The following is a 23,697-nucleotide window of genomic DNA, read 5'->3' as shown; positions in this document are numbered from 1 at the left end:
TTACTCGTTGATGTCCGGGTGCTGCTGCACCAGGTTTTTACGTTTCGCCTCTAGCTTGGCGATCTCTTCATCAATGTCTTCGATTTTTTGCTCAATATTGTCGTGATGTTCCTGCAGGATTTCACGCGCTTCTTCAATATCCGATGCCGCCGGGGTGGCACCGCGCAGCGGCTTGTTGGCGGTCTCTTTCATATAAACACCGGTGATCAAACCAATCACCGCCACCACCATCAGATAGTAAGCAGGCATATACAGATTGTTGGTCGACTCAACCAGCCATGCGGCGAAGGTCGGGGTTAAACCGGCGATCAAGACTGAGATATTGAAGGCACTGGCCAGCGCACTGTAACGAATGTGCGTCGGGAACATCGCCGGCAGCGAGGAAGCCATCACGCCGGTAAAGGCGTTAAGGATCACCGCCAGCAGCAGCAGACCAGCAAAAATCAGCCCCAGCACGCCGCTGTTAATCAACATAAACGCCGGAATCGCACAGGCAAACAGCGCGATACTACCAATGATGATAAACGGACGACGACCAAAGCGGTCACTCAGCATACCCATCACCGGCTGCACAAACAGCATACCCATCATGATGGCGATAATAATCAGTACGCCGTGATCTTCCGAGTAGTGCAGGTTATGCGAAAGGTAGCTCGGCATGTAGGTCAGCAGCATGTAGTAGGTCACGTTGGTGGCAATCACCAGACCGATACAGGCCAGCAGACTTTTCCAGTGCTTGGTGGCGATCTCTTTGAACGACACTTTCGGGCCGTCACGCAGACCTTCACGGTCGCCTTGCTCCAGCTTCTCAACGTGCTGCTGGAAGGCTGGCGTCTCTTCCAGGGCATGACGCAGATAAAGACCGATGATGCCTAACGGCAGCGCGAGGAAGAACGGCAGACGCCAGCCCCACTCCAGGAATTTCGCTTCACCGATGACGGTGGAAATCAGCACCACCACGCCCGCACCCAGCACGAAGCCGGCTATGGAGCCGAAGTCGAGCCAGCTGCCCATAAAGCCACGCTTACGGTCCGGCGAATATTCTGCGACAAAGATCGAGGCACCGGTATATTCACCGCCCACCGAGAAGCCCTGCGCCATTTTCGCCAGCAGTAGCAGAATCGGTGCCCAGATGCCGATGGTGGCATAAGAGGGGATCAGGCCGATACAGAAGGTACTGATCGACATGATGACAATGGTGATGGAGAGGATTTTCTGACGACCGTATTTGTCGCCGAGCATACCGAAGAACAGTCCACCCAGTGGACGAATCAGGAAGGGAACCGAGAAGGTACCCAGTGCAGCAATCATCTGCACACTAGGCGATGCATCCGGGAAGAACACCTTACCCAGCGCATACGCCACGAAGCCATAAACACCGAAATCAAACCACTCCATCGCGTTGCCCAGAGACGCAGCGGTAATGGCTTTACGTAAACGGGCGTCATCGATAATCGTGACGTCATCCAGCCCGATAGGTTTTACACGCTTCCTACGTAGTTTCATGATGTAACCCTGTATTGGAATTCGAAAAATCCTCAACGCTGCAGACTACATTTTGTGGCCAGTCCACGGCGTTGAGAAGATTTAAGCATAGCCGTGAAAGAGGGATTTATCCGGCGTAGCAACGGTAATAATTAGGGGCGAAATGATTACGTCCCGCGACAGAGTATACCGATTTTGTGTGATATTTGTCATGTTTCAGCCAGCAACTGGCTATTTTTTGGCTAAAACTCTGGCTGAATGATGGGGAAAACGCAGCTTATAAAATCCTGGTTATCGCGCGTCAGGCCGCGTAATGCGTGCGTTTCAGCCAGGAATGCATCAAAAGGGTGGCAAAGGGTGTCATTTATTTTTTTTCTGAAAAAACGCGGAGAAAATTTTGATGATTATCAGCGATATCAACTGCGCATCGCTGATTGATTAATCCATTGTTCTGACAAGTGGTGGCTTGATTGCTATACCTGATTGTTGCGCAAATAAATAAGAAATTCTTATCATTAAGCGAAGCGGTAAGCTTTGCTTGCCAGCCTGTCATCATTCGGTAATACTCTGCCGCCTGGCTCAGGTGGAGTGTTCATGTCGAGAAAAAACGCCCGATTGTTTGAGAATCCCTGGCTGTCGCAAATTGACAGTGTAGAAAGGAATCTTATCAATTATGCGCCTGATGCACGGCGAACGTTCACCGATCCTGTGGCACCGATTGGTTGGATCGACTGCGGTGAACGTGCCGATGCCCAATTGGCATTACTGGCCCAACAACCTGATGAACTGCTGAAACGCCTGAAAACCTGGCGGCAGGCGGGATTGCTCACCAGCCAGGCGGCCGAGAGTTTGCGGCAGCTGCAACGCCTGACGCAAACCAGTATCGCGCGTAATCAACCCATTACCCAGCTTGATGAGTATCAGCAGTTGGTGGGACAGCTGACGCCGACCTTAGAACGTATTAACCAGCGCCTGAATGGCCAGCGCCCGCCAGTCACGCTGGCGGATGACACACTGGAAGTGGCGCTGCGTATCGCCGAAAAACGCCGTCGCTCAGAGTAGCGATCGCAGTGGTGCGCCGCTTATCCATCCCTGAATATCTTCCACTGCCTGCGTGAAGTAGGTGCGGTAATTGCTGTCGGCGACATAGCCAAGGTGCGGCGTGGCCAGCACATTGGGCAGATGGCGCAACGGGTGGTCAGCAGATAGCGGTTCCTGTTCGAACACATCGATTCCGGCCCCAGCCAATTGACCGGATTGCAGCGCGGCAATCATCGCTTGCTGGTCGACAAGTGCGGCGCGCGAGGTGTTGATCAACAGTGCGCCTGGCTTCATCTGCGCTAATGCATCCCGGTCAATCAGATGGTGCGAGCGTTCGCTAAGCACCAGATGTATGGAAACGAAATCGCTGGTCCGCATTAGCGCATGTAACGAGTCCATCCGCTCGACACCGCATTCGGCGGCACGCGCATCGGTAAGGTTCTGGCTCCACGCGCAAACGCGCATGCCAAACGCCTGTGCCACTTTGGCCATCTCGCCCCCTATTTTGCCCAGTCCCACTAAGCCCAACGTTTTGCCCTGCAAACCGAGCCCCAGCGTTTGCTGCCACGGCCCATTATTGCGCATTGCCTGATTTTCTAACCTGATGTGGCGTGCCAGCCCAATCAGCAAACCCCAGGTGAGCTCCATCGGTGCAGCGCTGCTGCTGGCGGTGCCGCACACGGCGATATAGCGCTCGGCACAGGCGTGCAGATCAATCGAGGCATTACGCATGCCGGAGGTGACCACCAGTTTCAGGTTAGGCAAGCGACCAATCAGTTCGGCCGTGAGCGGTGTGCGCTCGCGCATAACAACGAGGATATCGGCGTGTTCGATATGGCGTACCCGCTCATCTTCATGGTCAAAATGCCGGGTCAGTGCGATGGTGTGTACGGTAGGTTGCAGCGATGCCCAATCGGCCAGCGACAGGGCAACGTTTTGGTAATCATCAAGAATGACGCAATGCAGGCTCATGGGGTTCCTCAACGAGAAGTGGCTGGCGCCCTTGCTCATCCAGCCAGGCGCGGAGCCGGTCATTATCCATCGGACGGGCATAATAATAGCCCTGAATCAGCACCACGCCACGCTGTCGCAGGTAGTCATATTGTAACGAGGTTTCCACCCCTTCACCGAGCACATCCAGCTTGAGTTTGTGGCACAAGTTAATGATGGCATCCAGCACCGGCGTTTCTACCTCCAGGCCTTCAATGGCGTTTATAAAGCCGCGATCGATTTTCAGGTAATCCAGCGGGAAGGTCAGCAGATAAGAGAGTGAGCAGTGGCCGGTGCCAAAGTCATCAATCGCCACCTTCATGCCGTGTGACTGCAGATGCCGCAGTTTGCGTGCCACCAGTTCGCCGTCATCAATCAGGCTGCGTTCGGTCAACTCGAGCGTCACCACCATCTGCTTGTCTTTAATGCGGCGGGCAAAACGCTGAACGTCCTGCACGAAATCGGCATGTTGCAAGTGTTCTGCTGCCACGTTCAGGCCAATATGGAAACCGGGCTCAACCTGCCAGCCCTGAATATCTTCCGCCATCAGATCCAGCAAATGCTGGGTCAGCTGCACAATGATCCCTTCAGATTCGGCGTGGCTAATAAAGATATCCGGACGGATCATCTCACCATTCGGCAATTGCCAGCGCAACAGGGCTTCCGCGCCTTTGCAGCGCTCGATTTCCGTGCTGTAAACCGGCTGGTAATGGACCGAGAATTGACGGCTACGCATCGCGCGGCGGATTTCATCGGCCCACGAAATGCGGCGGCGCAGCCAGTTGGCGGTCAATACCATCAGCAGGATAGAAAAAATCGCCGCCATCGGCAGGAAGATAAACAGCGCCTGGCGCCAGGCTTTCAGCAACTCGGAGGCGGGCACCGTGACATTAACGCTAATCGGGTAGCGGCTGGATTCGGCCTGATAAGGCTCACTTTTCAGATACAGTTCGGGTTCGATATCGGCCGGGCCGCTAGTGATCGGTGCGCCGCCGCTAAAGCGCAGGCTCATCTGATAGCCACGCGACTCGCCAATCGCGTGCATAAAGTCCATCAGATACTGACCATCAATCACCGCCCAGAAGCCGGTGCTATCAGGCAGTTGCCGCACGAACACCACGGCGGGGCGATTGGGCACGCCGTAAGTGCCACGAATGGAGATGCTCCACCAGGCTTTACCGGTGATTGGCGGCGGCTGCATCATCATCTGGGTCAGGGTGCCATTGGCTAAACCAAAGGCAGAAGAGCAACTGATATTTTCGCCACTTAGCATACCGACGGAACGGAAATAGGCGTTGAGGGTACCGGCGCGCTGCAGTTGATCCTCGATTTTTGCACAAGGCTGATAATGGTACTGACGCAACTGGGTGATCATATCCCAGGCGTTATCACTCATCTTTTCCGCTTGCGTTAAGAGGGAATTGGCCGTGGAAATCTGCTGCTGGCTCACCGTATGCCGCGCTTCAATGGCTGTACAAAGGATGCCCAGCACCAGCGGTAACAACCCGGCACAGACAATTAACAGCCAGCCAAAATCGCGATTTCTTTTTTGCGGTGGCACCTGACTTTCCTCGGTCATTTTAAGCAGCAGATGAGGGCTAAGCTGCGGCGTCAGCAGCATAACACTTCCAGGGGCCGTGCATATTAGCGTTTTGATTTTGCTCTGGACTGACTCAGGTCAAATATCGGCGTCGCTTTGCGTTAATTGACAATGTTTTGCCGTTATTGGCATTTCCCAGCGGGAAAAGCGCTGTGCCACGATGTTGGGAGAGCATATTGACCTGAAATGAGGAGCAAAAATGAGCACTGAAACCCTGGATGTAGCTTCCCTGCGCCAACGCATTAGCGAAGGAGAGTGGCAGGCGCGCGTTAAGCTGGCGCAGGCCTATCACCTGGCGGCCAAACTGCGCTGGACTGACCATATCTACACCCACTTTTCTCTGCGTGTGCCGGGCGATCAACCCCATTTTCTGATTAACGCTTTTGGTCAAACTTTCGATGAGATCTCGGCGGAGACGCTGGTGAAAATCGATATCGACGGCAACATCATTGATGACCCGACGGGACTGGGGATTAATCAGGCCGGATTTGTTATCCACAGCGCCATTCACCGCGCGCGCCCTGATGCGCATGCGGTGCTGCATACACATACGGCGGCGGGCATTGGTGTTTCTGCCCAGCGCAACGGCTTGCTGATGATTTCGCAGCACAGCACGCGCTTCCACAATCGCCTTGGCTATCACGATTACGAAGGCATCGCGCTGGATCTGGATGAGCAGCAGCGCATCGTGGCGGATCTCGGCGATCTTAACGCGCTGATTCTGCGCAATCACGGTCTGCTGACCAGCGGCGGCAGTATCGAAGAGGCCTTCTATAACCTCTACTACCTTGAGCGTGCCTGCCAGGCACAGCTGGCCGCGCAGTCTGGCGGCGCGGATCTGATCATCCTGCCTGATGCGGTGTCCGAAAAAGCGGCACAAGCCTTCGATAACAGCATCCGTAACCACAAATATCAGCTGCACTGGGATGCCTACATCCGCCAGCTCAGTCGCAACGCACTTTGAGAACACCCTATGAAATGGCTGAAACCGGTAGTTTCGACGCTGTTGCTGTGCGCGGCGTTCAGCAGTCAGGCAGCGCCTGACTTAAGCAAAGTCACCCTGGTGCTGGGCGATCAGGCGCGCAATCTGCGCTCGCTGATTGAGGCCGCGGATGTGATGAAGGATGCGCCGTATCAATATCGCTGGGCGAATTTTCAGGGCGCGGCGCCGCTGTTTGAAGCACAACGTGCGGGCGCGGTCGATACCTCCTACGCGGGGGATTTGCCGGTATTGATGGCGGCGTCCGGTGGCGTACCGTTGAAGATCATCGCCACCAACGTCGGCGATGCCGGTTCGAACGGATTGATCGTTCCGGCGGATTCGCCAATTCACAGCGTAAAAGATCTGGCAGGCAAGGAAGTGGTGGTGTCATCGGCGCGCGGCAGTATTTCGCAGCATCTGTTGTATGAGGCGCTGGAAGAAGCGCAGGTCAAACGCGATGCGGTGCCGGTGCGGTTTGTTTTGCCTACCGATGCCAGCGCGGCGTTTAATTCCGGGCAAATTGCCGCCTGGGCCACTTTCGATCCTTATCTGGGGATTGCCGAACAGCACGGCGCGCGCCTGCTGCGCGATGGCAAAGGGCTAACCACCGCACTGTCGTTTGTTACCGCCACGCAAAGCTCGCTGGACGATCCCGCTAAGCGGGCGGCGATTGTCGATTTCACCCACCGCCTGGCGAAAGCCCGTGAATGGGCGCTGGAACATCCGCAGCAGTACAATGCTGTGTATGCCCAGTTAACGCGACTCTCGCCGGAAGATGCACAGAAGATTACGCCGCGCATTTCGCACGGTGTTCGTGGCGTAACGGCGGAAGATGTGGCAAAGGTGCAGAAGGTGTCAGATCTGTTTAGCGAGCTGAAGATTTTGCCGAACAAGGTCGATGTGCAGGCGATTACGGATAACAGCGTGTTTACGCATTGACTGCTCCTCGCCCTAATGGGCGAGGATTCCCACTTCAACGCAACCTACCTAAACCACCTTAAGCGGCTTTAGGGTTTACAGTCGCTCCATGGGCTAACGCGGCCAGCCCGACCGCTTTTATATTCTTCGCCGCGTTTACGTCACGATCATGGTGAGCCCCACATTCAGCGCAAGTCCATGACCTGACATTAAGCGCCATTTTTGGCAGGGTATAGCCGCAACCGCTACAACGTTTTGAGGACGGGAAAAACCGGTCAATGGCGACCACGGATCGCCCCGACCATTCGCCCTTATATTCAAGCTGACGAACAAATTCGCCCCAGCTTGCGTCTGCTATCGCTTTGGAGAGTTTCGAATTGCGGATCATGTTTTTCACTTTCAGGGATTCGATGCAAACAACTTGGTTATCGTTAATGAGTTTGCGGGATAGCTTGTGCAGGTTATCCATGCGGCAATCAGCAATTTTTGCGTGAATGCGGGCGACTTTTACACGGGCTTTAGCGCGATTTTTTGAGCCTTTTTTCTTCCTGCTCAATCGACGCTGGAGCAGTGCGAGGCGCTTCGCATATTTAGCGGTGTGGCGGGGATTGCCTGTTTTGTATCCGGTATCGGTGACGAATAAATCTGTTAAACCAACATCAATGCCGACCGTTTTAGCGGTGATCGGCAGTGATACAGGTTCAAACTCGCACAGGCACGACACGAAATAGCGCCCCGCTGAATCTTTAGATACGGTGACGGTAGACGGCACGGATGGCAAAGGGCGACTCCAGCGCACGTCTAAAGGCGCTTTGCTCTTTGCCATAAACAACTTGCCATCACGGTATTTAAACGCGGCATCGGTCAGCGTAGCCGCCTGTTTATGGCGCTTGCTTTTGAAGGTGGGATATTTCGCCCGACCGGCAAAGAAGTGAGAAAAGGCGGCTTGTTGGTGGCGTAGCGCCTGCTGCAATGGAACGCTGGAAACGTCATTGAGCCATGCAAAATCTGGCTCTTTTTTGAGAGCGGTTAGTCGTGCGCTGGCTTGCGTATAACCGATCTTTTCCTGGCGGTCATAGTATGCGTCAGTGCGCCAGCGCAGGATGCTGTTATAGACAAAACGCACACACCCGAATGTTTGAGCCAAAAGCTCAATCTGATCGGGGGTAGGATAGAATCTGTATTTATATGCGCGCTTCATATCTTACATATTACGGAACATCATTTAAGAAACTCAAGGGATGTTACGCAGTTACCGCGCTCATATCCCCGCCCGATTAGGCGAGGTCTTACGCGCAAATTGATAAACACCAATCTGGCGCGATGCATCGTGCCGGATTGGTTATGTGCTCATTAACGCGGACGCGATCCTGGCCGCCCATTGCCCAGCATAATCGCCAGTCGGCTGCCGCCCGGCGTGGTCTCCATCAATATCTTAGTGACGCTTGTCAGTGGTACTGACAGCAGCATGCCCACCGGCCCCAACAGCCAGCCCCAGAATATCAGCGACAGAAACACCACCAGCGTCGAGAGCCCCAATCCGCGCCCCATCAGCTTTGGCTCCAGCATATTGCCAAACACCATATGAATCGCACTGAACAGCGCGACCACGAAGAGCGCATCGTAGACGCCATTTAACACCAGAGCCTGAATAAACGGCGGGATGCCGGCGATGATGGGGCCGATATTGGGCACGAAGTTGAGGATAAACGCCACCACGCCCCAGAACAGCGCGAATTTCACGCCGATCAATTCCAGCACCAGCCATACCGCGAGTCCGGTGATGACGCTGACCAGGGTTTTCAGCGCCAGATAGTGGGTCACGCCTTTGAACGCTCTATGAAGTCCGGCGATGCGGATTTGTGGATTGACCATCGCGTTACGCATTTTGTACGGCAGATGACGCACTTCAAACAGCATAAATACCACGGTGAGGATCAGCAGCAGCACGTTGGTCATGGCACCCGAAAACTGTTTCAGCAGCGTGGTAGCCATATCCATCATCACATTCGGATCGAGCCGCGCGGCTAAGGCCTCCGTGGAGATATTGATATGGAAGCGGGCGGCAAAGTGCTGCACCACGCCGAGCTTTTGCTCCAGCATGCTACGAATTTGCGGATAGGTATCGCTGAAGTCACTGGCAGAACTGGCCATCACGCCAACCAGCAACAGAATAACGATAAATATCACGCTGATTACCGCAGTGATTGCCAGACCGCGCGGCACGCCACGCCGCATTAGCAGGGTGACCAGCGGATTCAGCACAATCGCCAGAAAGCTGGCGAGCAGGAAGGGCACCAGAATCTCTGACGCGGCACGAATGCCCGCCAGAATGATTACCAGCATCGCCATTTTGACCAGCATGTTCTGGCCAATTTTTTCCTGGGGCAGGTTGTTCATTTACTCTCCTGAGTCATCAATGGCTCAGGAGAGTGTAGTTGAACGAGATTAAGTGATTGTTTATTTAGGAATAAGCGAAACGCAGGCGCGCTATTTATTCCCCTGACGCTGCATCAGCACGGTGGCACCCAGCATCAAGGTCAGGCTAGCGAGCAGCGTCACGGTGGCCATTGCCATCCCTTGTCCCACGGAGCCCTGCTCGAACTGCCGCCAGATAAAGATCGCCACGGTTTGTGTACCAGCCGGTGCCAGCAGCAGTGACGTCACCAGTTCGCGCGAAGCTACGGCAAACACCATCATCATCGCCGCCAGCAGACTCGGCGCCACCAGCGGTAACACAATCAAGCGCAGTGCCTGCATGCGTGACGCGCCGTGCACGCGCGCCGCCGGTTCCAGCGTGGGGGCCAGTTGGCGTAGCGCACTGCTGACATAGCGCACCGGCCACGGCAGCAGCAGGCAGCTGTAGGAAAGCAGCAGAATAAACATCGTGTTATAGGGCGATACCGGCCAGAAGCCGCGGTTCCACAGCAGAATCAAACCGACGCCTACTACCACGCCGGGCATGGCGGCAGGCAGCAGCGCCAGCCCATCCATCATCGCCAGCAGACGGGTTTTACCTTCTGACACGCGCCAGGCGATCAGGAAGCCGAGCAAGCCGGTGAGCAGTGCCGCACCCAACGCCAGCCCAATGCTGGTGGAGAACGCAGCCAGCGCATCACCTTGCTGACTGAACAGCGCGCCGAAGTGGCGCAGTGTCAGGTTATCCAGATGCAGGCCGCCGGAAAGTGTGTTCAGCAATCCACTCAGCGTCATTGCGCCCAGCGGCAGTACCACGGCGAGTAAAACGGTGAGGATAAACGGCAGCAACATCAGCGGCAGCCAGCGCCCGCCCTCGGCAAGCTCCTGCACCACCGGTTTGCCGTTAACGGCCGTGACATCGCTGCTGCCGGTCAGTTTACGTTGCAGGAACCAGGCGGTCAGTGCCACCAGGCTCAACATCAACGAGAGCGATGCTGCGCCCGGTAAATCAATGGGCCAGTCTGCCAGTTTGGTTTCGATGCCGACCGTCATCAGCGTCAGATGTGCCTGAGTGCCGAGCGCCGCAGGCACGCCGTACTCCTCAATCGCCAGCGTAAATGCCAGCAGCACGCCACCTGCTAACGCCGGAAGCGTCAGCGGCAGAGTGATCTGGGCGAAGGCGCGCCACGCCGATGCACCGTACACGCGCGCCACCCAGGCGAGACGCTGTCCGCTCGCCATCAGCGAACGCGACACCGCAAAGTAGACCACCGGGAAGATATTCAGCGTCATCACCAGCGTCATGCCGGTGCTGCTAAACAGCAGGCTATCGAGGTTGAAGCCAGTGAGTTGTTGCAGATAGCCGTTGCGTTGCAGTGCCAGCGTCCATGACAGCGCCACGATATAGGGCGGGGTGAGGAAGGGGATCAGAAACAGCAGATCCCACATTGCCGCCCCCGGCAGACGGAACAGGCCGCGCAGCGCGCCGAGCGGTAAGCCCAGCAGCAAACTGCACAGCGCCACGCCGCCGCCGATTTTCAGCGTGCCCAACCACATCGGCACCAGCTGTGGGTCTTCAAACAGCGCCGGTAATGCGCTGAACGCCCCACTCCAGTTCCCCTCGCCAAGCTGCGGAAACAGCGCCTGCAGCACGATAAACAGCAGCGGCAGTGCCACCAGCAGCGCCAGCGCCAGTAGAATCAATCCATTCAGGGCACGCGACATCATTTACTGCCCGAACAGGGCGCCAAAGCGCTTCAGCACCGCCGAGCGCTCGCTGCTGCCATCGCTATTGGCAGGCAGCAATTTGATCTCGGTGAACAGCGGACGCTGCGCTTTGATATCGGTACGTGCAGGCATCAACCAGGCCTTCGCGACCTGCTCCTGGCCTTCATCCGACAGCACATAATCAACGAATTTTTTCGCATCATCAGCATGCTGGCTGCTCTTCAGAATCATCATCGGACGCGGGGCCACCACGGTGCCGTTTTCCGGGAAGATCACTTTGACGCTTTCTCCCTGCGCAATGTTGTTATATGTGACGTAATCCACTGCACCAAACACCGCCGCTTTCGCACCCTGCAATACTGGCGTCACCGCCTGGGCATTCGGGCCGCTCATCACCATGCCGTTGGCTTTTAACTGGTCAAACAGCTGCCAGGCTTTTTCACCTTCGCTGTTTTGCAGGCCAATCAGCAGATCGAGTGACGCACCAGACAGAGCCGGATCGGGGGTGGTGACTTTGTCTTTAAACGCCGGCGCAGTCAGATCCTGCCAGGTTTTTGGCTCTGGCGTGCCGCTCTTGGTGTTCCACACGATGCCGAGCGCGGAAATGCCCTGTGCCACGTAGTTGGCCGTTTTGAACTGATCCGGCACTTTGGCGGCATTGGCGCTTTCGTACGGCAACAGCCACCCACGATGTTGCAGATCTTCAGCGGTATCCCATGAGGCGGAGATCAGCACATCGGCTTGCGGATTAGCCTGTTCGGCTTCCAGACGCGCCATCACTTTGCCGGTGGTGGCCTGGAAGATATTCACTTTAATACCGGTTTGCTTTTCGAATCCGGTGGCCAGACTTTTTGATAGCGAACCCGGACCGGCGGTGTACACCGTCAGTGCCTGGGCATCGTTGATCATCATAGCGGAGGTCAAAATCATCGCGCTGATGGCTCCTGTTTTAACTGACTTGAGAGATGGCATTGCGGTCCCCTGAGAGGTGAGTAACGGAAACAATCTGGCCCTGTGCCAGGTGAATAATGCGGTCGGCGAGCGTGTTGGCTTCCTCGCGGTCATGCGTGACATAAACAGCGGTAATGCCCGCGCTGCGCAGTAAATCCGCCATGGTGTGCACCAGGGTTTCTCGCAGATCGCGGTCAAGATTGGAGAGCGGTTCGTCGAACAACAAAATCGCCGGTTTGGCAACCAAAGCACGGGCGAGGGCGACACGCTGCTGCTGTCCGCCAGAGAGCAACGCGGGTTTGCGATCGCCAAAATCAGCCAGGCCGACCTGCGCCAGCGCCGCATCGGCTTGTTCACGCGCCGCCGCTTTTTTCACACCGCGCATGCGCAACGGGAAAGCGACGTTTTGCGCCACGGTCATATGCGGCCACAAGGCGTAATCCTGGAAAACCATGCCGAGGTTGCGCATTTCCGGCGCATCACAATGACGTGCGGTGGCAGCGCAACGATCGCCAATCCATAGCTCACCCGCCGTGGGTTGCAGCAAACCCGCCAGCAGTTTCAGCAGCGTGCTTTTGCCACAGCCGCTCGGGCCGAGCAGCGCAAGGATTTCGCCTGCGGGAATCGTCAGGGAGAGATCGTGCAGAATCGTCAGATTGTTCACTGACCATCTGAGATTTTTCAGTTCGATAGGCACGGCATGCGTCATTGGCCACCTCCGGCAAAGGAGTGGCACTGCGGCACGCGCGCCTGACAGCAAATCAGGAGCAGCATCAGATTGTGTATCCTCTTTGGGATTTGATGGGCGCGAGTGTAAGTGGGCGATATGACGAAATGATGACCACAAATTAGGGCGATCACCGGATGCAGTCGGCAGGAAAAGGCGTATAGTTAGCCTTCTATACAAATATTTAGTCACCCACGAGCGCAATCACTCATGCCTGACCAGCCTGCCGCGGCCCCTGAACACGGCCGACTTCGCCTGAATCTTCTGATCCTCTCCATTGTGAAGTTCAACTTCGCCAGCTATCTCACGATTGGCCTGCCGTTGGCGGTGCTGCCGGGCTTTGTCCATGACGGATTGGGCTACAGCGCCTTTTGGGCGGGATTGGTGATCAGCCTGCAGTACATCGCCACGCTGCTGAGCCGTCCGCATGCGGGGCGCTATGCTGATATGTGGGGGCCGAAGAAGGTCGTGGTGCTGGGGCTGGTGGGTTGCCTGATTAGCGGCATCTGTATCCTGCTTTCGGCACTGACGGAAGGGCAGGGCGTCCTCAGCCTGATTTTGTTGTGTCTGGGGCGCGTGATATTGGGCGTGGGGCAAAGTTTCTCTGGCACCGGCACCTCGCTGTGGGGCGTGGCGCGCGTTGGGTCACTGCACATTGGCCGGGTGATTTCCTGGAACGGTATTGTCACCTACGGCGCGATGGCGATCGGTGCGCCGCTCGGTGTGGTGATTTTCCGCAGCGGCGGTTTACTGCTGCTTTCGGGCATTATTATCGCCATCTGCGTGCTGGCGATTGCGCTGGCACTGCCGCGTGCGCCAGTGAAAGGCAGCAAAGCCAAACCGCTGCCGTTCCGCGATGTGCTGGGCAAAATCTACGGCTTCGGCCTGATTCTGGCGATGGGATCGGCAGGTTTTGGCGTGATCGCCACCTTTATCACCCTGTTCTATCAGGATAAGGGCTGGGATGGTGCTGCCTTTGCCTTAACGATGTTCAGCGCCGCCTTTGTCGGTACGCGTCTGCTGTTCCCCAACGCGATTAATAAACTCGGTGGCCTGCGCGTCGCCAGTATCTGTTTTGCTGTTGAAGCGGTCGGACTGTTTCTGGTGGCCGGATCGTTTGACCCGTGGATGGCAAAAGCGGGTGCGTTCTTAACCGGCGCAGGATTCTCACTGGTGTTCCCGGCGATTGGCGTGGTGGCAGTAAAAGTGGTGCCCCAGCAGAACCAGGGCAGCGCGCTGGCGACCTACACGGCGTTTATGGATTTGTCGCTAGGTATCACCGGACCGATTGCGGGCTTTATCATGAGCTACGCCGGGGTGTCGCTGGTCTATCTGCTCACCGCGCTGCTGGTGTGCCTGGCGCTGTTCTGCACGCTACGCATGATGAAGCGGCAGCCCTCGGAGGCCAGCATTGAAATCAAAGAAAATGCGTAGTGGGGTTCGATGACGAGGATGGAAAAAAGGGCCTCCGACCGAGGCCAACACTAACAAAGTGTGTCTTGTTATAGACACAGATAAGGGTAGGGGAAACGGCGGCACACACCCTCGGCCGCCGTTATAAATCAGGCTTGCAGCAACTCAATACTCTGGCGAATTTCGCGCTCAATCTCTTTCGCGCCCCACTTCTCCAGCTCCGAGGAGAATGGCTCAAAGGCGTAAATGCCCTTATAGCCCAGCATCTCCAGACGCTTCACTTGCGCCACGCTGTTCAGCACATCGCGGTCGCTCAGCATAATGCGCTCTTCATCCGTCAGTGCCGCCGTTGGGCGGGTATCTTCCACGCCTGAGAGATGCACTAAGCCAATCTGGTTCACCTCAATCTCCTGCGGGAACTCCTGCTCGGCGTTCTCGTAAAGGTGATGATGGAAGGTATCCAGCAGCAATTTAAACGGCACGCCCGCCTGCTTAATCAGCTTTTGCGTCTGCACCGCAGAGCGCAGTGAACTCACCGGGAAGCCCAGCGGCTCAACCAGCCCCTGAATACCGTATTCAGCGAAGCGCGGTGCCAGGATCTGCAACGCCTCCAGCGTTTTCTCTGGTGCGATGGCAATACCCTCGTTCAATGGGCACATCACCAGCGCTTTGGCACCAATGGCTTTCGCTTCTTGCAACATCGCTTCGGCTTTGCTCAACAGCGCGTCATCAGGGCGGTTAAACGGATAAAGCGCGTTAATGGTCTCGATCTCGATGTGATACTTATCCGCCAGCGATCGCAGCTGCGATGCGCTCAGACCATCGGTGACCTTGCCGCCCGGCATATCGTTACGCAGTTCCACTTTGCTCAAACCCAGTCGCTGAACTAACTGGAAAAAGGCTTCAAGTGAGAGCGCGGGCGCAATTTTACGGTTGATACAGAAACGGGTTGGATCGATGGCCATGTGTGGCTCCTGTAATAGGATACGGTTCAGATGCTGCAAAGAAAACATTTATTTCATTGTTAGTGAATTATGAAATATCAGATATTGGATCTTCCTCGCAAAAATTTCATATTTCGTTTCGCGTAACATCATGCTGGCGTGATCTCAGTGGAAATTGTGTGGTCACAGAGGGTTATGATTGCGTGTCGGCAAGAGAGGCAGGGCGCCGATCGAGCGAGGTTTGCGGCCTTGCTGCAGGGAAGGCGGGAAAAATGCGATCCATGCCGCTAAAAGGAAATTTTCCAAAAAGAAGTATTTGAAAAATTTATTTCATTGTAATAGCTTCATAGCACGCTTTTCGTATTGCCTGGTCAGGTGGCGTTGCAGTGATAACCGACTGCCTGCAGGGAACTTCACATCAAAGAGGCAACGACATGACTATCGTAGGAAACTTTATCGGCGGCAAGATTACCCACAGCGCCAGCAATGAAACCATCCCGGTATACGATCCAGCCACCGGCAAAGTCGCGCGTGAACTGACGCAGAGCACCGCTGCTGAAGTGGAAAAAGCGATCGAAATCGCCCATGCCGCGTTCCCTGAATGGTCGAAAACAGCGCCGCTGCGTCGTGCCCGTGTGATGTTCAACTTCAAAGCACTGATGGAAAAACACCGTGACGAACTGGCTGCGCTGATCGTGTCTGAGCACGGTAAAGTGTGGTCGGATGCGTTGGGTGAGCTGACGCGCGGTATCGAAGTGATCGAGTTTGCCTGCGGAATCCCGCATCTGATCAAAGGTGAAAACTCACCAAGCGTCGGCACCGGCGTGGATAGCTACTCGCTGATGCAGCCGGTTGGCGTGGTCGCGGGTATTACGCCCTTCAACTTCCCGGCGATGGTGCCACTGTGGATGTTCCCTATCGCCCTGGCGTGCGGTAACACCTTTATCCTGAAGCCACCGGCGCTGGATCCATCAGCCTCTGTGCGTATGGCTGAACTGCTGAAAGAAGCGGGACTGCCGGACGGCGTATTCAACGTGGTGCACTCCTCTAACGAAGATGCTGAGCAGCTGTACAAAGATCCGCGTATTGCGGCAGTGAGCTTCGTCGGGTCTTCCGGCGTGGCCGAGCACATCTATAAAACCGCCAGCGCCCACGGCAAACGTGTGCAGGCGTTTGGTGCGGCGAAAAACCACGCCATCGTAATGCCTGATGCCGATCTGGATGCCACCGTGAATGCCATCATGGGCGGCGCGTTTGGTTCTGCCGGTGAGCGTTGCATGGCGTTACCTGTGGTTGTCGCGGTAGGCAATGATACGGCCGACAAACTGATTGCGCGTCTGACACCGCTGATCAAAGCGCTGCGCATCGGCCCCGGTATTCAGAAAGGTGCCGAAGAGAACGAAATGGGCCCGGTGGTTTCAGCCGCACATCAGAAGAAAGTGCTGGGCTACATCGACAAAGGTGAAGCCGAGGGCGCAAAACTGGTGGTGGATGGCCGTGGCGTGAGAGTCGCAGGCCATGAAGAGGGTTATTACGTTGGCGGCACCCTGTTTGATAACGTGACCCCGGACATGGTGATCTGGCGTGAAGAGATCTTCGGACCGGTATTGAGCATCATGCGTTCTACTGATTTTGACAGTGCACTGAAGCTGGTCAACAGCCATGAATTCGGTAACGGCAGCGCCATCTTCACCAGCAACGGCCACACCGCGCGTGAGTTTGTGCAGAACGTGGAAGCGGGCATGGTGGGTGTTAACGTGCCGGTGCCAGTGCCAATGGCGTTCCACAGCTTCGGTGGCTGGAAGCGTTCGGTGTTTGGTGCGCTGAACGTGCACGGTCCAGACGGCGTGCGTTTCTACACCCGCATGAAAACCGCCACCGTGCGCTGGCCGAGCGGTCAGCAGACTGTTTCAGAGTTCAGCATGCCAACGCTGGGCTAATCTCGCTTAACTTAGGAGATCGATGATGTCTTTGATTTCGAAAGCGCAGCAGCCAGACAGTAATGGTCGTATCCAGCACGTCACGCCAGAAAGTGCGGGCTGGGAGTACGTCGGCTTTGATGCCTACCTGCTGAAGAAGGGCCAGAGCCTAAAGCTCAGCAGCGGCGATAAAGAACTGTGTCTGGTGTTGGTGGCGGGTTTTGCCTCGGTAAAAACCCGCAACGCGGAGTTCCCGAACCTGGGTAAGCGCCTGTCACCGTTCGAGCGTATTCCACCGTACTCGGTGTATGTGCCGCACGATGATGAAGTAGAAGTCTACGCCGATAGCGATCTGGAGCTGGCGGTGTGTAATGCACCGAGCAAAGGCAATCTGCCTGCACGCCTGATTGCACCGGAAGATGTGGGTGTAGAGCAGCGTGGTAAGGGGCGCAACCAGCGTCTGGTGCACAATATACTGCCGGACAATAAAGAAGCCGACAGCCTGCTGGTAGTTGAAGTGTATACCGACGAGGGCGCGACCAGTTCGTACCCAAGCCATAAGCACGACCAGAAAACCAGTCCGGATGAGACCTATCTGGAAGAGACCTACTATCACCGTTTCGATCCAGAGCCTGGCTTCGCGATGCAGCGCGTATATACCGACGACCGTTCACTTGACGAGTGCATGGCGCCGTATAACCGCGATGTGGTGACCGTCCCGCGTGGCTACCATCCGGTGGCCACCATTGCGGGTTACGACAACTACTATCTGAACGTGATGGCCGGTCCGGTGCGTTTGTGGAAGTTTACCTGGGAGAAAGACCACGCCTGGGTGAACAGCGATAAGTACCCGCGCAGCAAATAAAGTCGCAGGTCGCCATAATGGCGACGCTACCGACTAGCGATACGCTTGTCGTTGGGTGCGCAGTGATGTGCAGCTGGCAGCACACCGCAAGATATGAATGACAAATGTAAAAAGGGCAGCCATGTGGCTGCCCTTTTTTATCTGCAACGTCCGGCAGGTTTATTCGCCGGTGCCGGTATTATTGAGCGCTAATGAAACCGCCAGCGTCTGCGCCAGGCAGAGGGAGGCCACCTGCGAACGGAAGCCATCCACCTGCGCTTCGCGCACTACAAAGCACACATCGCTGAAAGCGGCCAGAGGGCTCACCTGGCTGTCGGTGATGGCAATCAGATGTGCGCCGCGCTTGGCACCCAACTCCACCAGCTCAACCGCTTCACGCGCATATGGCGAGTAACTGATGGCAATTACCACGTCTTTTGGATTCACCATGCTCAGTTGCTCGGTGAACATGCCGCCGAGGCCGTCGATCAGGAATGCACGACGCTCCAGATGGCGCAGCGCATACACCAGATAGGACGCAACGCTGAAGGAGCGACGCAGGCCAATGATGTAGATATTCTCCGCTTCATCCAGCATCTTGACCGCTTTATTCAGCTGGTCCGGATTAACCTGCATCGCTAACTGCTGCAATGCCTGGCTGTTCACCATAGTAAAGACGTTGAGGATTTCTACCGGGCTTTCAGGCGAGCTGGCGCTGTCATCAGTAGCAGTCTGGCGGAACAGGCGAGCACGCTCGGTGTAGTTCACGGTTTCTTCCATCAGGTGCTGACGGAAAACCTGTTTCATTTCGTTGAAACCGCTGAAACCAAAGGCGTTGGCGAAGCGGATCAGCGTGGAGGGCGGCACATCGGCCTGTTGCGCGATGGAAGCCACGGTATCGAATGCAATGCTGTTGCTGTTATCAAGAATATAACGAGCCACCTGCTTCAGGCGTTTACTCAGCGTCTCATAGCGACGACGGATATCGTCCTGTAACAAGGTTAATTGGGTTGGATTGTTGGTCATGACTTCGGCCCGTCAAAAAATGAAAATATGGCTGGATAATGAGCGCTATAGTACCAGATGGATGGAAAATTTCATTTGTTTGACGCTATCGTGACGCTTATTTCATCGGTTTATGAAATGCCTCACAAAAAGAAGTGATTAGCGGCAGTGCTGATGCCCATAAAAAAAGCGGCCCTTGCGAGCCGCTTTTGCACTGCTTTAACGCCAATCAGCCACGCGCCGCGCGCCAGTAGCCAATCAGTCGCAGATAGTTGCCTTTCACCGTTTCAATCAGCGCTTTGTCATCCAGTTCACCGTTGAGCCATTGGCGTGACGGTTGGCCGAAGATGGTGCGTCCGACGGCAAAGCCTTTAACCCACGGCGCTTGTGCCGCCGCAGCGAAACCGGCTTTCAGCGTCTCTTCCGGTGCATCGAGGCCGAGCAGCAGAATGCCGCGGCAGTGGGGATCGTGCTGTTCGATCAACCCGCTGATGGCCTGCCAGCTCTCTGCCGACAGCGGTGGCAGTTTCCACCAGTCCGGCTGAATGCCCAGGCTATAGAAGTGGCTCAGCATGTCGTAATAGTACGATTCATTACGGTCCGGATTGCTCTCCGGCAGAATCAGTTCCAGCAGCAGCTCATGCCCGCTCTTGTTACAGCCGTTCCACACATCAAGTACCAGTTCATCCTGCTCTTTACGCAGCTCGGCGCTGTCGTGCGGATGGTAGAACACCAGGCATTTCACCACGTGCTCTGCTGGCCAGTCGACCAGTTGCGAACCGATGTTACCGTGCTCCAGACGCAGGGGACGCGAGCTTGGCAGTTCGATAGGTCGGCCAATCCACCAGTTTTTGCCGGTAATCGCGTTCAGCGCTTTCTGGCCGTAGGTGGTATCCGCCAGAATCCCACTCTTCTCATTTAAGCCTGCTTCGTTGGCCGCTTCCTGCGCCGCCTGTAACAGCAGCAGTTTCAACTGTGGGATCTTATCTTCACTGACGCCTGCTTCACGGGCCATATCGGCCAGCTGTTTGCGATGGTCGAACGCGAACACGTTGAGTTCTGGCCACTGCTGTTTACGCGTGGTGACGCGGTGCAGATGGTTGAGACGCGCATCCAGATCCGGGCGTTTTACGTCTTTGTCGCGGCCGAGGAAATCGTCCAGCTCTTCTTTGGTTGGCATCGCTGGCGCGCAACCATGGCGTGAGACCACCAGCGCACCACAGGCGTTGGCGTAGCGGCAAGCCTGTTCCCAGCTTTCATCATTCAGCCAGCCGCGCAGCAGGCCAGACATAAAGGCATCGCCTGCACCCAGCACGTTCAGGACTTCAACGCGAACGCCGGTTTGCAATTTTGTCTGCTCCCAGCTGTCCGGGATATCACCTTCAAACACCACGCACCCCAGCGGTCCACGTTTACAGACCAGCGTGGCTTTACTTGCCTGGCGCACATTTTTCAGTGCTGTCAGCGTATCCGTACTGCCGCCGGCAATGTGGAACTCTTCTTCCGTTCCTACCACCAAATCGAAATAGTGCAGCACTTCCTGCAATTGTTTCGTGACTTCACCGGATTCAACGAAACGCGTTTCGCCATCGCCCAGTGACGTCAGCCCCCACAGCACTGGACGATAATCGATATCCAGTGCGGTGCGCAGACCATTTCGCTTGGCGATATCCAACGCTTTCAGTACTGCCGCGCGGGTTTGCGGATGTGAAAGGTGCGTACCGGTGACCGCGACAGCGCGAGAAGAGGTGATGAATTCCTCTTTAATGTCATCCGGCACCAGGCCCATATCGGCACAGTTGTCGCGGTAGAAGATCAGTGGGAAGGTATCCTCATCTTTAATACCGAGGATCACCAGGCCGGTCAGGCGGTTTTTATCGGTGATCAGCCCATCGGTGTTACAACCCACGCGCTGCAATTCTTCTCGCAGAAAGCGGCCGTTATGTTCATCCCCTACGCGCGCCAGCATGGCTGATTTCAGGCCCTGAATGGCTGTTCCATAGGCCACGTTACCGGAAGAACCGCCCAGATATTTATTAAAGCTGGTCATATCTTCCAGACGTGATCCGATTTGCTGACCGTAGAGGTCGACGGCGATGCGTCCGATACAAATCACATCAAGCCGCTTCTGTTGTGTACTCATACCTGTGGTTTCCTTCTGTGATAAGCAGACACTGGGGCGAAAACGCCCAACATCAAGCGCTATGCTTCCGGGTTCTCAAGGTGCCTGATTGGCTATGGTGGCAGTATGAGGAATAAAAATTCCAAATACAATATGAAATGAAACATCCATCGCGATTTTGTGACCGAGGTAAAACTCTGCACGATGCGCTATCACGGCATGCTGTTTAGCATCGGTTTCACTGATGCTATGGCTTGTGAGCCAGGTCGCAGGAAAATGGCTGTGAATAAAGGAAGCTACTGAAGTGAAATGAAATTTCGCTATCTTGTTAAAATGCTATTTTGTCATTTCACTTTTACCCCAGCAACGGCCTCCGCTGGCAACGTTTCATCTCTGAATTTGATCTCCATCGCAAAATGAAATGTTTCTTCTGTAATTACGTTTAATGAAAAAAAATATTTGTTTATAATCGCCACACGTTTCACTTATCCGCGGGTGCCGTGACGGCAGCGAAAACCCGAACCGCGTTGTACCTCACGTCAGGTACCAGCATGTAAAGGAAGAAGCATATGGGCACAATCAGACTTACCACGGCACAGGCGCTGGTGAAATTTCTTGATAACCAGTATCTGAACGTTGACGGCGTTGAAACCAAATTTGTGAAAGGCATTTTTGCCATTTTTGGCCACGGTAACGTGCTGGGACTGGGGCAAGCGCTGGAGCAGGACAGCGGCGATCTGGTGGTGCATCAGGGTCGTAATGAACAGGGGATGGCGCATGCGGCGATTGGTTTCGCCAAGCAGTCGCTGCGTCGTCAGATTATTGCCTGTACCTCTTCAGTGGGACCGGGCGCGGCGAACATGATCACCGCAGCTGCCACGGCGACCGCGAACCGCATTCCTTTACTGCTGCTGCCGGGCGATGTGTTCGCCACGCGTCAGCCCGATCCCGTTTTGCAGCAGATCGAGCAGAGCCACGATCTCAGCATCAGTACCAACGATGCCTTCCGCGCGGTGAGCAAATACTGGGATCGCGTTAGCCGTCCTGAACAGCTGATGACTGCCTGTATTAATGCCTTGCGTGTGCTGACCGATCCGGCGGAAACCGGTGCCGTGACCATCGCGCTGCCGCAAGACGTGCAGGGTGAGGCCTGGGACTTCCCGGAATATTTCTTCCAGAAACGTGTGCACCGTCTGGATCGCCGTCTGCCGACAGCTGCTCAGTTGGAAGATGCTCTGTCGCTGATTGCGCGTAAAAACAAGCCGCTGATTATCGTGGGTGGCGGTCTGAAATATTCCGATGCCGGTGCCGCGCTGCTGAAATTCGCGGAACGCTTTAACATTCCGTTTGCGGAAACACAGGCCGGTAAAGGCACCATTGTTTCTGATCATCCGCTGAATGTGGGTGGCGTCGGCGAAACGGGCTGTCTGGCTGCTAACCTGTTGGCGAAAGAAGCCGATCTGGTGATTGGGATCGGCACGCGCTACACCGATTTCACCACCGCTTCGAAATGGATTTTCCAGAATCCTGAAGTGAGCTACCTCAACATCAACGTCAGCAATTTCGACAGCTACAAGCTCGATGCAGTGCAGCTGTTAGCGGATGCGCGTGAAGGGTTGACCGCACTGGAAAGCGGACTGAAAGGCTTTGAGAACCACTGGGGCGGTCAGGTTGAGCAGGCACAAAGCAAGCTACTGAAAGAGACGCAGCGTGTGTATGCCGCCACTTATAACACCGACGATTTTATTCCCGAAATCGCCGATCACATTGACCGTGAAGCGCTGTTTACTGAGTTTGAGCGCCTGACGCAGTCAGTGCTGACGCAGAGCAGCGTGCTGGGCACCTTAAACGAGCAGCTCCCAAAGGATGCAGTGATTGTCGCGGCAGCGGGCAGTCTGCCGGGCGACCTGCAACGCATGTGGCGCACCAAAGATTACAACTCGTACCACGTTGAATACGGCTATTCCTGTATGGGCTACGAAGTCAATGCCGCGTTGGGCGTGAAGCTGGCCCAGCCGCAGCGTGAAGTCTATGTGATGGTGGGTGATGGCTCGTTCATGATGTTGCACTCCGAGCTGGTCACCTCGATTCAGGAAGGCGCGAAAATCAACGTGGTGCTGCTGGATAACATGACCAACGGCTGTATTAACAACCTACAGATGGAACACGGCATGGACAGCTTCACCACCGAGTTCCGTTTCCGCAACCCGGAAGGCGGCAAGCTGGATGGCGGCTTTATTCCGGTCGATTTCGCGGCGATTGCGGGCGGTTACGGTTGCAAAACCTATCGCATTACCACGCTGGAACAGTTGGAAGCTGCACTGATTGACGCGCAGAAACAGACCGTTTCAGTGCTGTTCGACATCAAAGTGCTGCCAAAAACCATGATTCACAAATATTTCAGCTGGTGGCACGTTGGTGTGGCTCAGACTTCAACGTCTGAACGCACGCAGGAAGTGGCCGACAAACTTAACGTGCATATCGAACAAGCACGTAAGTACTAACACCCTTTTTAGGCCGGCGTTCGCCGGCCTTGTTTAACCCTATGTCCCCCAAATAATTCGAGAATCAGGAAGGCGGCCAACGAGAGCAGCCAACGCACCTGCATCT

Annotated in this window: 18 protein-coding genes; 7 read left to right on the top strand and 11 right to left on the bottom strand. The window is 55.5% G+C overall.

The genetic code is table 11. The features are described 5' to 3' along the window. Nucleotides 1-1,506 (bottom strand): glycine betaine/L-proline transporter ProP, encoded by a 1,506-nt coding sequence (gene proP, locus AC6I8L_RS18740; RefSeq protein WP_058960634.1) that lies wholly within the window; start codon nt 1,504-1,506, stop codon nt 1-3. Between the two features lie 573 nt (nt 1,507-2,079). Here proP and AC6I8L_RS18735 point away from each other — a divergent pair. Then, nucleotides 2,080-2,547, top strand: coding sequence for a hypothetical protein (locus AC6I8L_RS18735; RefSeq protein WP_034819738.1), 468 nt, complete (start codon nt 2,080-2,082; stop codon nt 2,545-2,547). Here the strand turns inward: AC6I8L_RS18735 and AC6I8L_RS18730 are convergent. Then, a complete protein-coding gene (locus tag AC6I8L_RS18730) occupies nt 2,539-3,498 on the bottom strand; it encodes a D-2-hydroxyacid dehydrogenase family protein (protein ID WP_058960633.1) in 960 nt (319 codons plus the stop codon). The genes AC6I8L_RS18735 and AC6I8L_RS18730 overlap by 9 nt on opposite strands. Next, a complete protein-coding gene (locus AC6I8L_RS18725; RefSeq protein ID WP_058960700.1) occupies nt 3,473-5,077 on the bottom strand; it encodes an EAL domain-containing protein in 1,605 nt (534 codons plus the stop codon). The genes AC6I8L_RS18730 and AC6I8L_RS18725 overlap by 26 nt, the downstream gene beginning before the upstream one ends. A gap of 238 nt (nt 5,078-5,315) precedes the next feature. Here AC6I8L_RS18725 and AC6I8L_RS18720 point away from each other — a divergent pair, with 238 nt between their 5' ends. Continuing rightward, entirely contained in the window at nt 5,316-6,080 is a 765-nt protein-coding gene (locus AC6I8L_RS18720; protein ID WP_058960632.1) for a class II aldolase/adducin family protein, read from the top strand. A gap of 9 nt (nt 6,081-6,089) precedes the next feature. Next, on the top strand, nt 6,090-7,037 hold the full coding sequence (locus tag AC6I8L_RS18715) for an ABC transporter substrate-binding protein (protein WP_058960631.1): 948 nt from the start codon (nt 6,090-6,092) through the stop codon (nt 7,035-7,037). Between the two features lie 58 nt (nt 7,038-7,095). Here AC6I8L_RS18715 and AC6I8L_RS18710 read toward each other — a convergent pair whose 3' ends face one another. The 5 genes from AC6I8L_RS18710 to AC6I8L_RS18690 form a co-directional block, all read right to left on the bottom strand. Then, complete coding sequence (locus AC6I8L_RS18710; RefSeq protein WP_058960630.1) at nt 7,096-8,217, bottom strand: RNA-guided endonuclease InsQ/TnpB family protein; 1,122 nt, start codon at nt 8,215-8,217, stop codon at nt 7,096-7,098. A 152-nt stretch (nt 8,218-8,369) separates the two neighbouring features. Further along, nucleotides 8,370-9,416, bottom strand: coding sequence for an AI-2E family transporter (locus tag AC6I8L_RS18705; RefSeq protein WP_058960629.1), 1,047 nt, complete (start codon nt 9,414-9,416; stop codon nt 8,370-8,372). 90 nt (nt 9,417-9,506) lie between these two features. Then, nucleotides 9,507-11,162, bottom strand: coding sequence for an ABC transporter permease (locus tag AC6I8L_RS18700; protein WP_201785681.1), 1,656 nt, complete (start codon nt 11,160-11,162; stop codon nt 9,507-9,509). Further along, nucleotides 11,163-12,134 carry an ABC transporter substrate-binding protein gene (locus AC6I8L_RS18695; protein ID WP_182056821.1) on the bottom strand — a complete coding sequence of 324 codons (972 nt, stop codon included), beginning with the start codon at nt 12,132-12,134 and terminating at the stop codon, nt 11,163-11,165. Next, nucleotides 12,112-12,822: an ABC transporter ATP-binding protein gene (locus AC6I8L_RS18690; protein WP_058960628.1), complete on the bottom strand. Its 711-nt coding sequence runs from the start codon at nt 12,820-12,822 to the stop codon at nt 12,112-12,114. Before AC6I8L_RS18690 ends, AC6I8L_RS18695 begins: the two co-directional genes overlap by 23 nt. Before the next feature lie 228 nt (nt 12,823-13,050). Between AC6I8L_RS18690 and AC6I8L_RS18685 the strand changes: the two genes are divergently transcribed. Further along, nucleotides 13,051-14,274: an MFS transporter gene (locus AC6I8L_RS18685; protein WP_058960627.1), complete on the top strand. Its 1,224-nt coding sequence runs from the start codon at nt 13,051-13,053 to the stop codon at nt 14,272-14,274. A 128-nt stretch (nt 14,275-14,402) separates the two neighbouring features. On the opposite strand, the gene AC6I8L_RS18680 is transcribed toward AC6I8L_RS18685, so the two are convergent. Then, the gene (locus AC6I8L_RS18680; RefSeq protein WP_058960626.1) at nt 14,403-15,218 is read right to left on the bottom strand and encodes a TIM barrel protein; all 816 of its coding nucleotides are present in this window, start codon (nt 15,216-15,218) and stop codon (nt 14,403-14,405) included. A 413-nt stretch (nt 15,219-15,631) separates the two neighbouring features. Between AC6I8L_RS18680 and AC6I8L_RS18675 the strand changes: the two genes are divergently transcribed. Both AC6I8L_RS18675 and iolB read left to right on the top strand, forming a co-directional pair. Continuing rightward, nucleotides 15,632-17,137, top strand: a complete 1,506-nt coding sequence (locus AC6I8L_RS18675; RefSeq protein ID WP_479399762.1) for a CoA-acylating methylmalonate-semialdehyde dehydrogenase — start codon at nt 15,632-15,634, stop codon at nt 17,135-17,137. Between the two features lie 25 nt (nt 17,138-17,162). Further along, on the top strand, nt 17,163-17,981 hold the full coding sequence (gene iolB / locus AC6I8L_RS18670; RefSeq protein WP_038644251.1) for a 5-deoxy-glucuronate isomerase: 819 nt from the start codon (nt 17,163-17,165) through the stop codon (nt 17,979-17,981). A gap of 159 nt (nt 17,982-18,140) precedes the next feature. Here the strand turns inward: iolB and AC6I8L_RS18665 are convergent, their stop codons facing one another. Together AC6I8L_RS18665 and AC6I8L_RS18660 are read right to left on the bottom strand one after the other, a co-directional pair. Further along, nucleotides 18,141-18,986: a MurR/RpiR family transcriptional regulator gene (locus AC6I8L_RS18665; RefSeq protein WP_034819711.1), complete on the bottom strand. Its 846-nt coding sequence runs from the start codon at nt 18,984-18,986 to the stop codon at nt 18,141-18,143. A 208-nt stretch (nt 18,987-19,194) separates the two neighbouring features. Further along, a complete protein-coding gene (locus tag AC6I8L_RS18660; RefSeq protein WP_058960569.1) occupies nt 19,195-21,108 on the bottom strand; it encodes a bifunctional 5-dehydro-2-deoxygluconokinase/5-dehydro-2-deoxyphosphogluconate aldolase in 1,914 nt (637 codons plus the stop codon). A 548-nt stretch (nt 21,109-21,656) separates the two neighbouring features. On the opposite strand from AC6I8L_RS18660, the gene iolD reads away from it, so the two are divergent. Next, nucleotides 21,657-23,591 carry a 3D-(3,5/4)-trihydroxycyclohexane-1,2-dione acylhydrolase (decyclizing) gene (iolD, locus tag AC6I8L_RS18655; RefSeq protein ID WP_058960570.1) on the top strand — a complete coding sequence of 645 codons (1,935 nt, stop codon included), beginning with the start codon at nt 21,657-21,659 and terminating at the stop codon, nt 23,589-23,591. Nucleotides 23,592-23,697 lie beyond the last annotated feature (106 nt).

It is taken from the genome of Type-E symbiont of Plautia stali, assembly GCF_059731115.1.
This window is presented reverse-complemented; position numbering and strand designations above follow the sequence as displayed.

Excerpts from the sequence above, each read along its gene's own strand:
- proP (WP_058960634.1), bottom strand. The coding sequence starts at position 1,506 with ATGAAACTACGTAGGAAGCGTGTAAAACCTATCGGGCTGGATGACGTC.
- AC6I8L_RS18735 (WP_034819738.1), top strand. The coding sequence starts at position 2,080 with ATGTCGAGAAAAAACGCCCGATTGTTTGAGAATCCCTGGCTGTCGCAA.
- AC6I8L_RS18730 (WP_058960633.1), bottom strand. The coding sequence starts at position 3,498 with ATGAGCCTGCATTGCGTCATTCTTGATGATTACCAAAACGTTGCCCTG.
- AC6I8L_RS18720 (WP_058960632.1), top strand. The coding sequence starts at position 5,316 with ATGAGCACTGAAACCCTGGATGTAGCTTCCCTGCGCCAACGCATTAGC.
- AC6I8L_RS18715 (WP_058960631.1), top strand. The coding sequence starts at position 6,090 with ATGAAATGGCTGAAACCGGTAGTTTCGACGCTGTTGCTGTGCGCGGCG.
- AC6I8L_RS18710 (WP_058960630.1), bottom strand. The coding sequence starts at position 8,217 with ATGAAGCGCGCATATAAATACAGATTCTATCCTACCCCCGATCAGATT.
- AC6I8L_RS18705 (WP_058960629.1), bottom strand. The coding sequence starts at position 9,416 with ATGAACAACCTGCCCCAGGAAAAAATTGGCCAGAACATGCTGGTCAAA.
- AC6I8L_RS18700 (WP_201785681.1), bottom strand. The coding sequence starts at position 11,162 with ATGATGTCGCGTGCCCTGAATGGATTGATTCTACTGGCGCTGGCGCTG.
- AC6I8L_RS18695 (WP_182056821.1), bottom strand. The coding sequence starts at position 12,134 with ATGCCATCTCTCAAGTCAGTTAAAACAGGAGCCATCAGCGCGATGATT.
- AC6I8L_RS18690 (WP_058960628.1), bottom strand. The coding sequence starts at position 12,822 with ATGACGCATGCCGTGCCTATCGAACTGAAAAATCTCAGATGGTCAGTG.
- AC6I8L_RS18685 (WP_058960627.1), top strand. The coding sequence starts at position 13,051 with ATGCCTGACCAGCCTGCCGCGGCCCCTGAACACGGCCGACTTCGCCTG.
- AC6I8L_RS18680 (WP_058960626.1), bottom strand. The coding sequence starts at position 15,218 with ATGGCCATCGATCCAACCCGTTTCTGTATCAACCGTAAAATTGCGCCC.
- AC6I8L_RS18675 (WP_479399762.1), top strand. The coding sequence starts at position 15,632 with ATGACTATCGTAGGAAACTTTATCGGCGGCAAGATTACCCACAGCGCC.
- iolB (WP_038644251.1), top strand. The coding sequence starts at position 17,163 with ATGTCTTTGATTTCGAAAGCGCAGCAGCCAGACAGTAATGGTCGTATC.
- AC6I8L_RS18665 (WP_034819711.1), bottom strand. The coding sequence starts at position 18,986 with ATGACCAACAATCCAACCCAATTAACCTTGTTACAGGACGATATCCGT.
- AC6I8L_RS18660 (WP_058960569.1), bottom strand. The coding sequence starts at position 21,108 with ATGAGTACACAACAGAAGCGGCTTGATGTGATTTGTATCGGACGCATC.
- iolD (WP_058960570.1), top strand. The coding sequence starts at position 21,657 with ATGGGCACAATCAGACTTACCACGGCACAGGCGCTGGTGAAATTTCTT.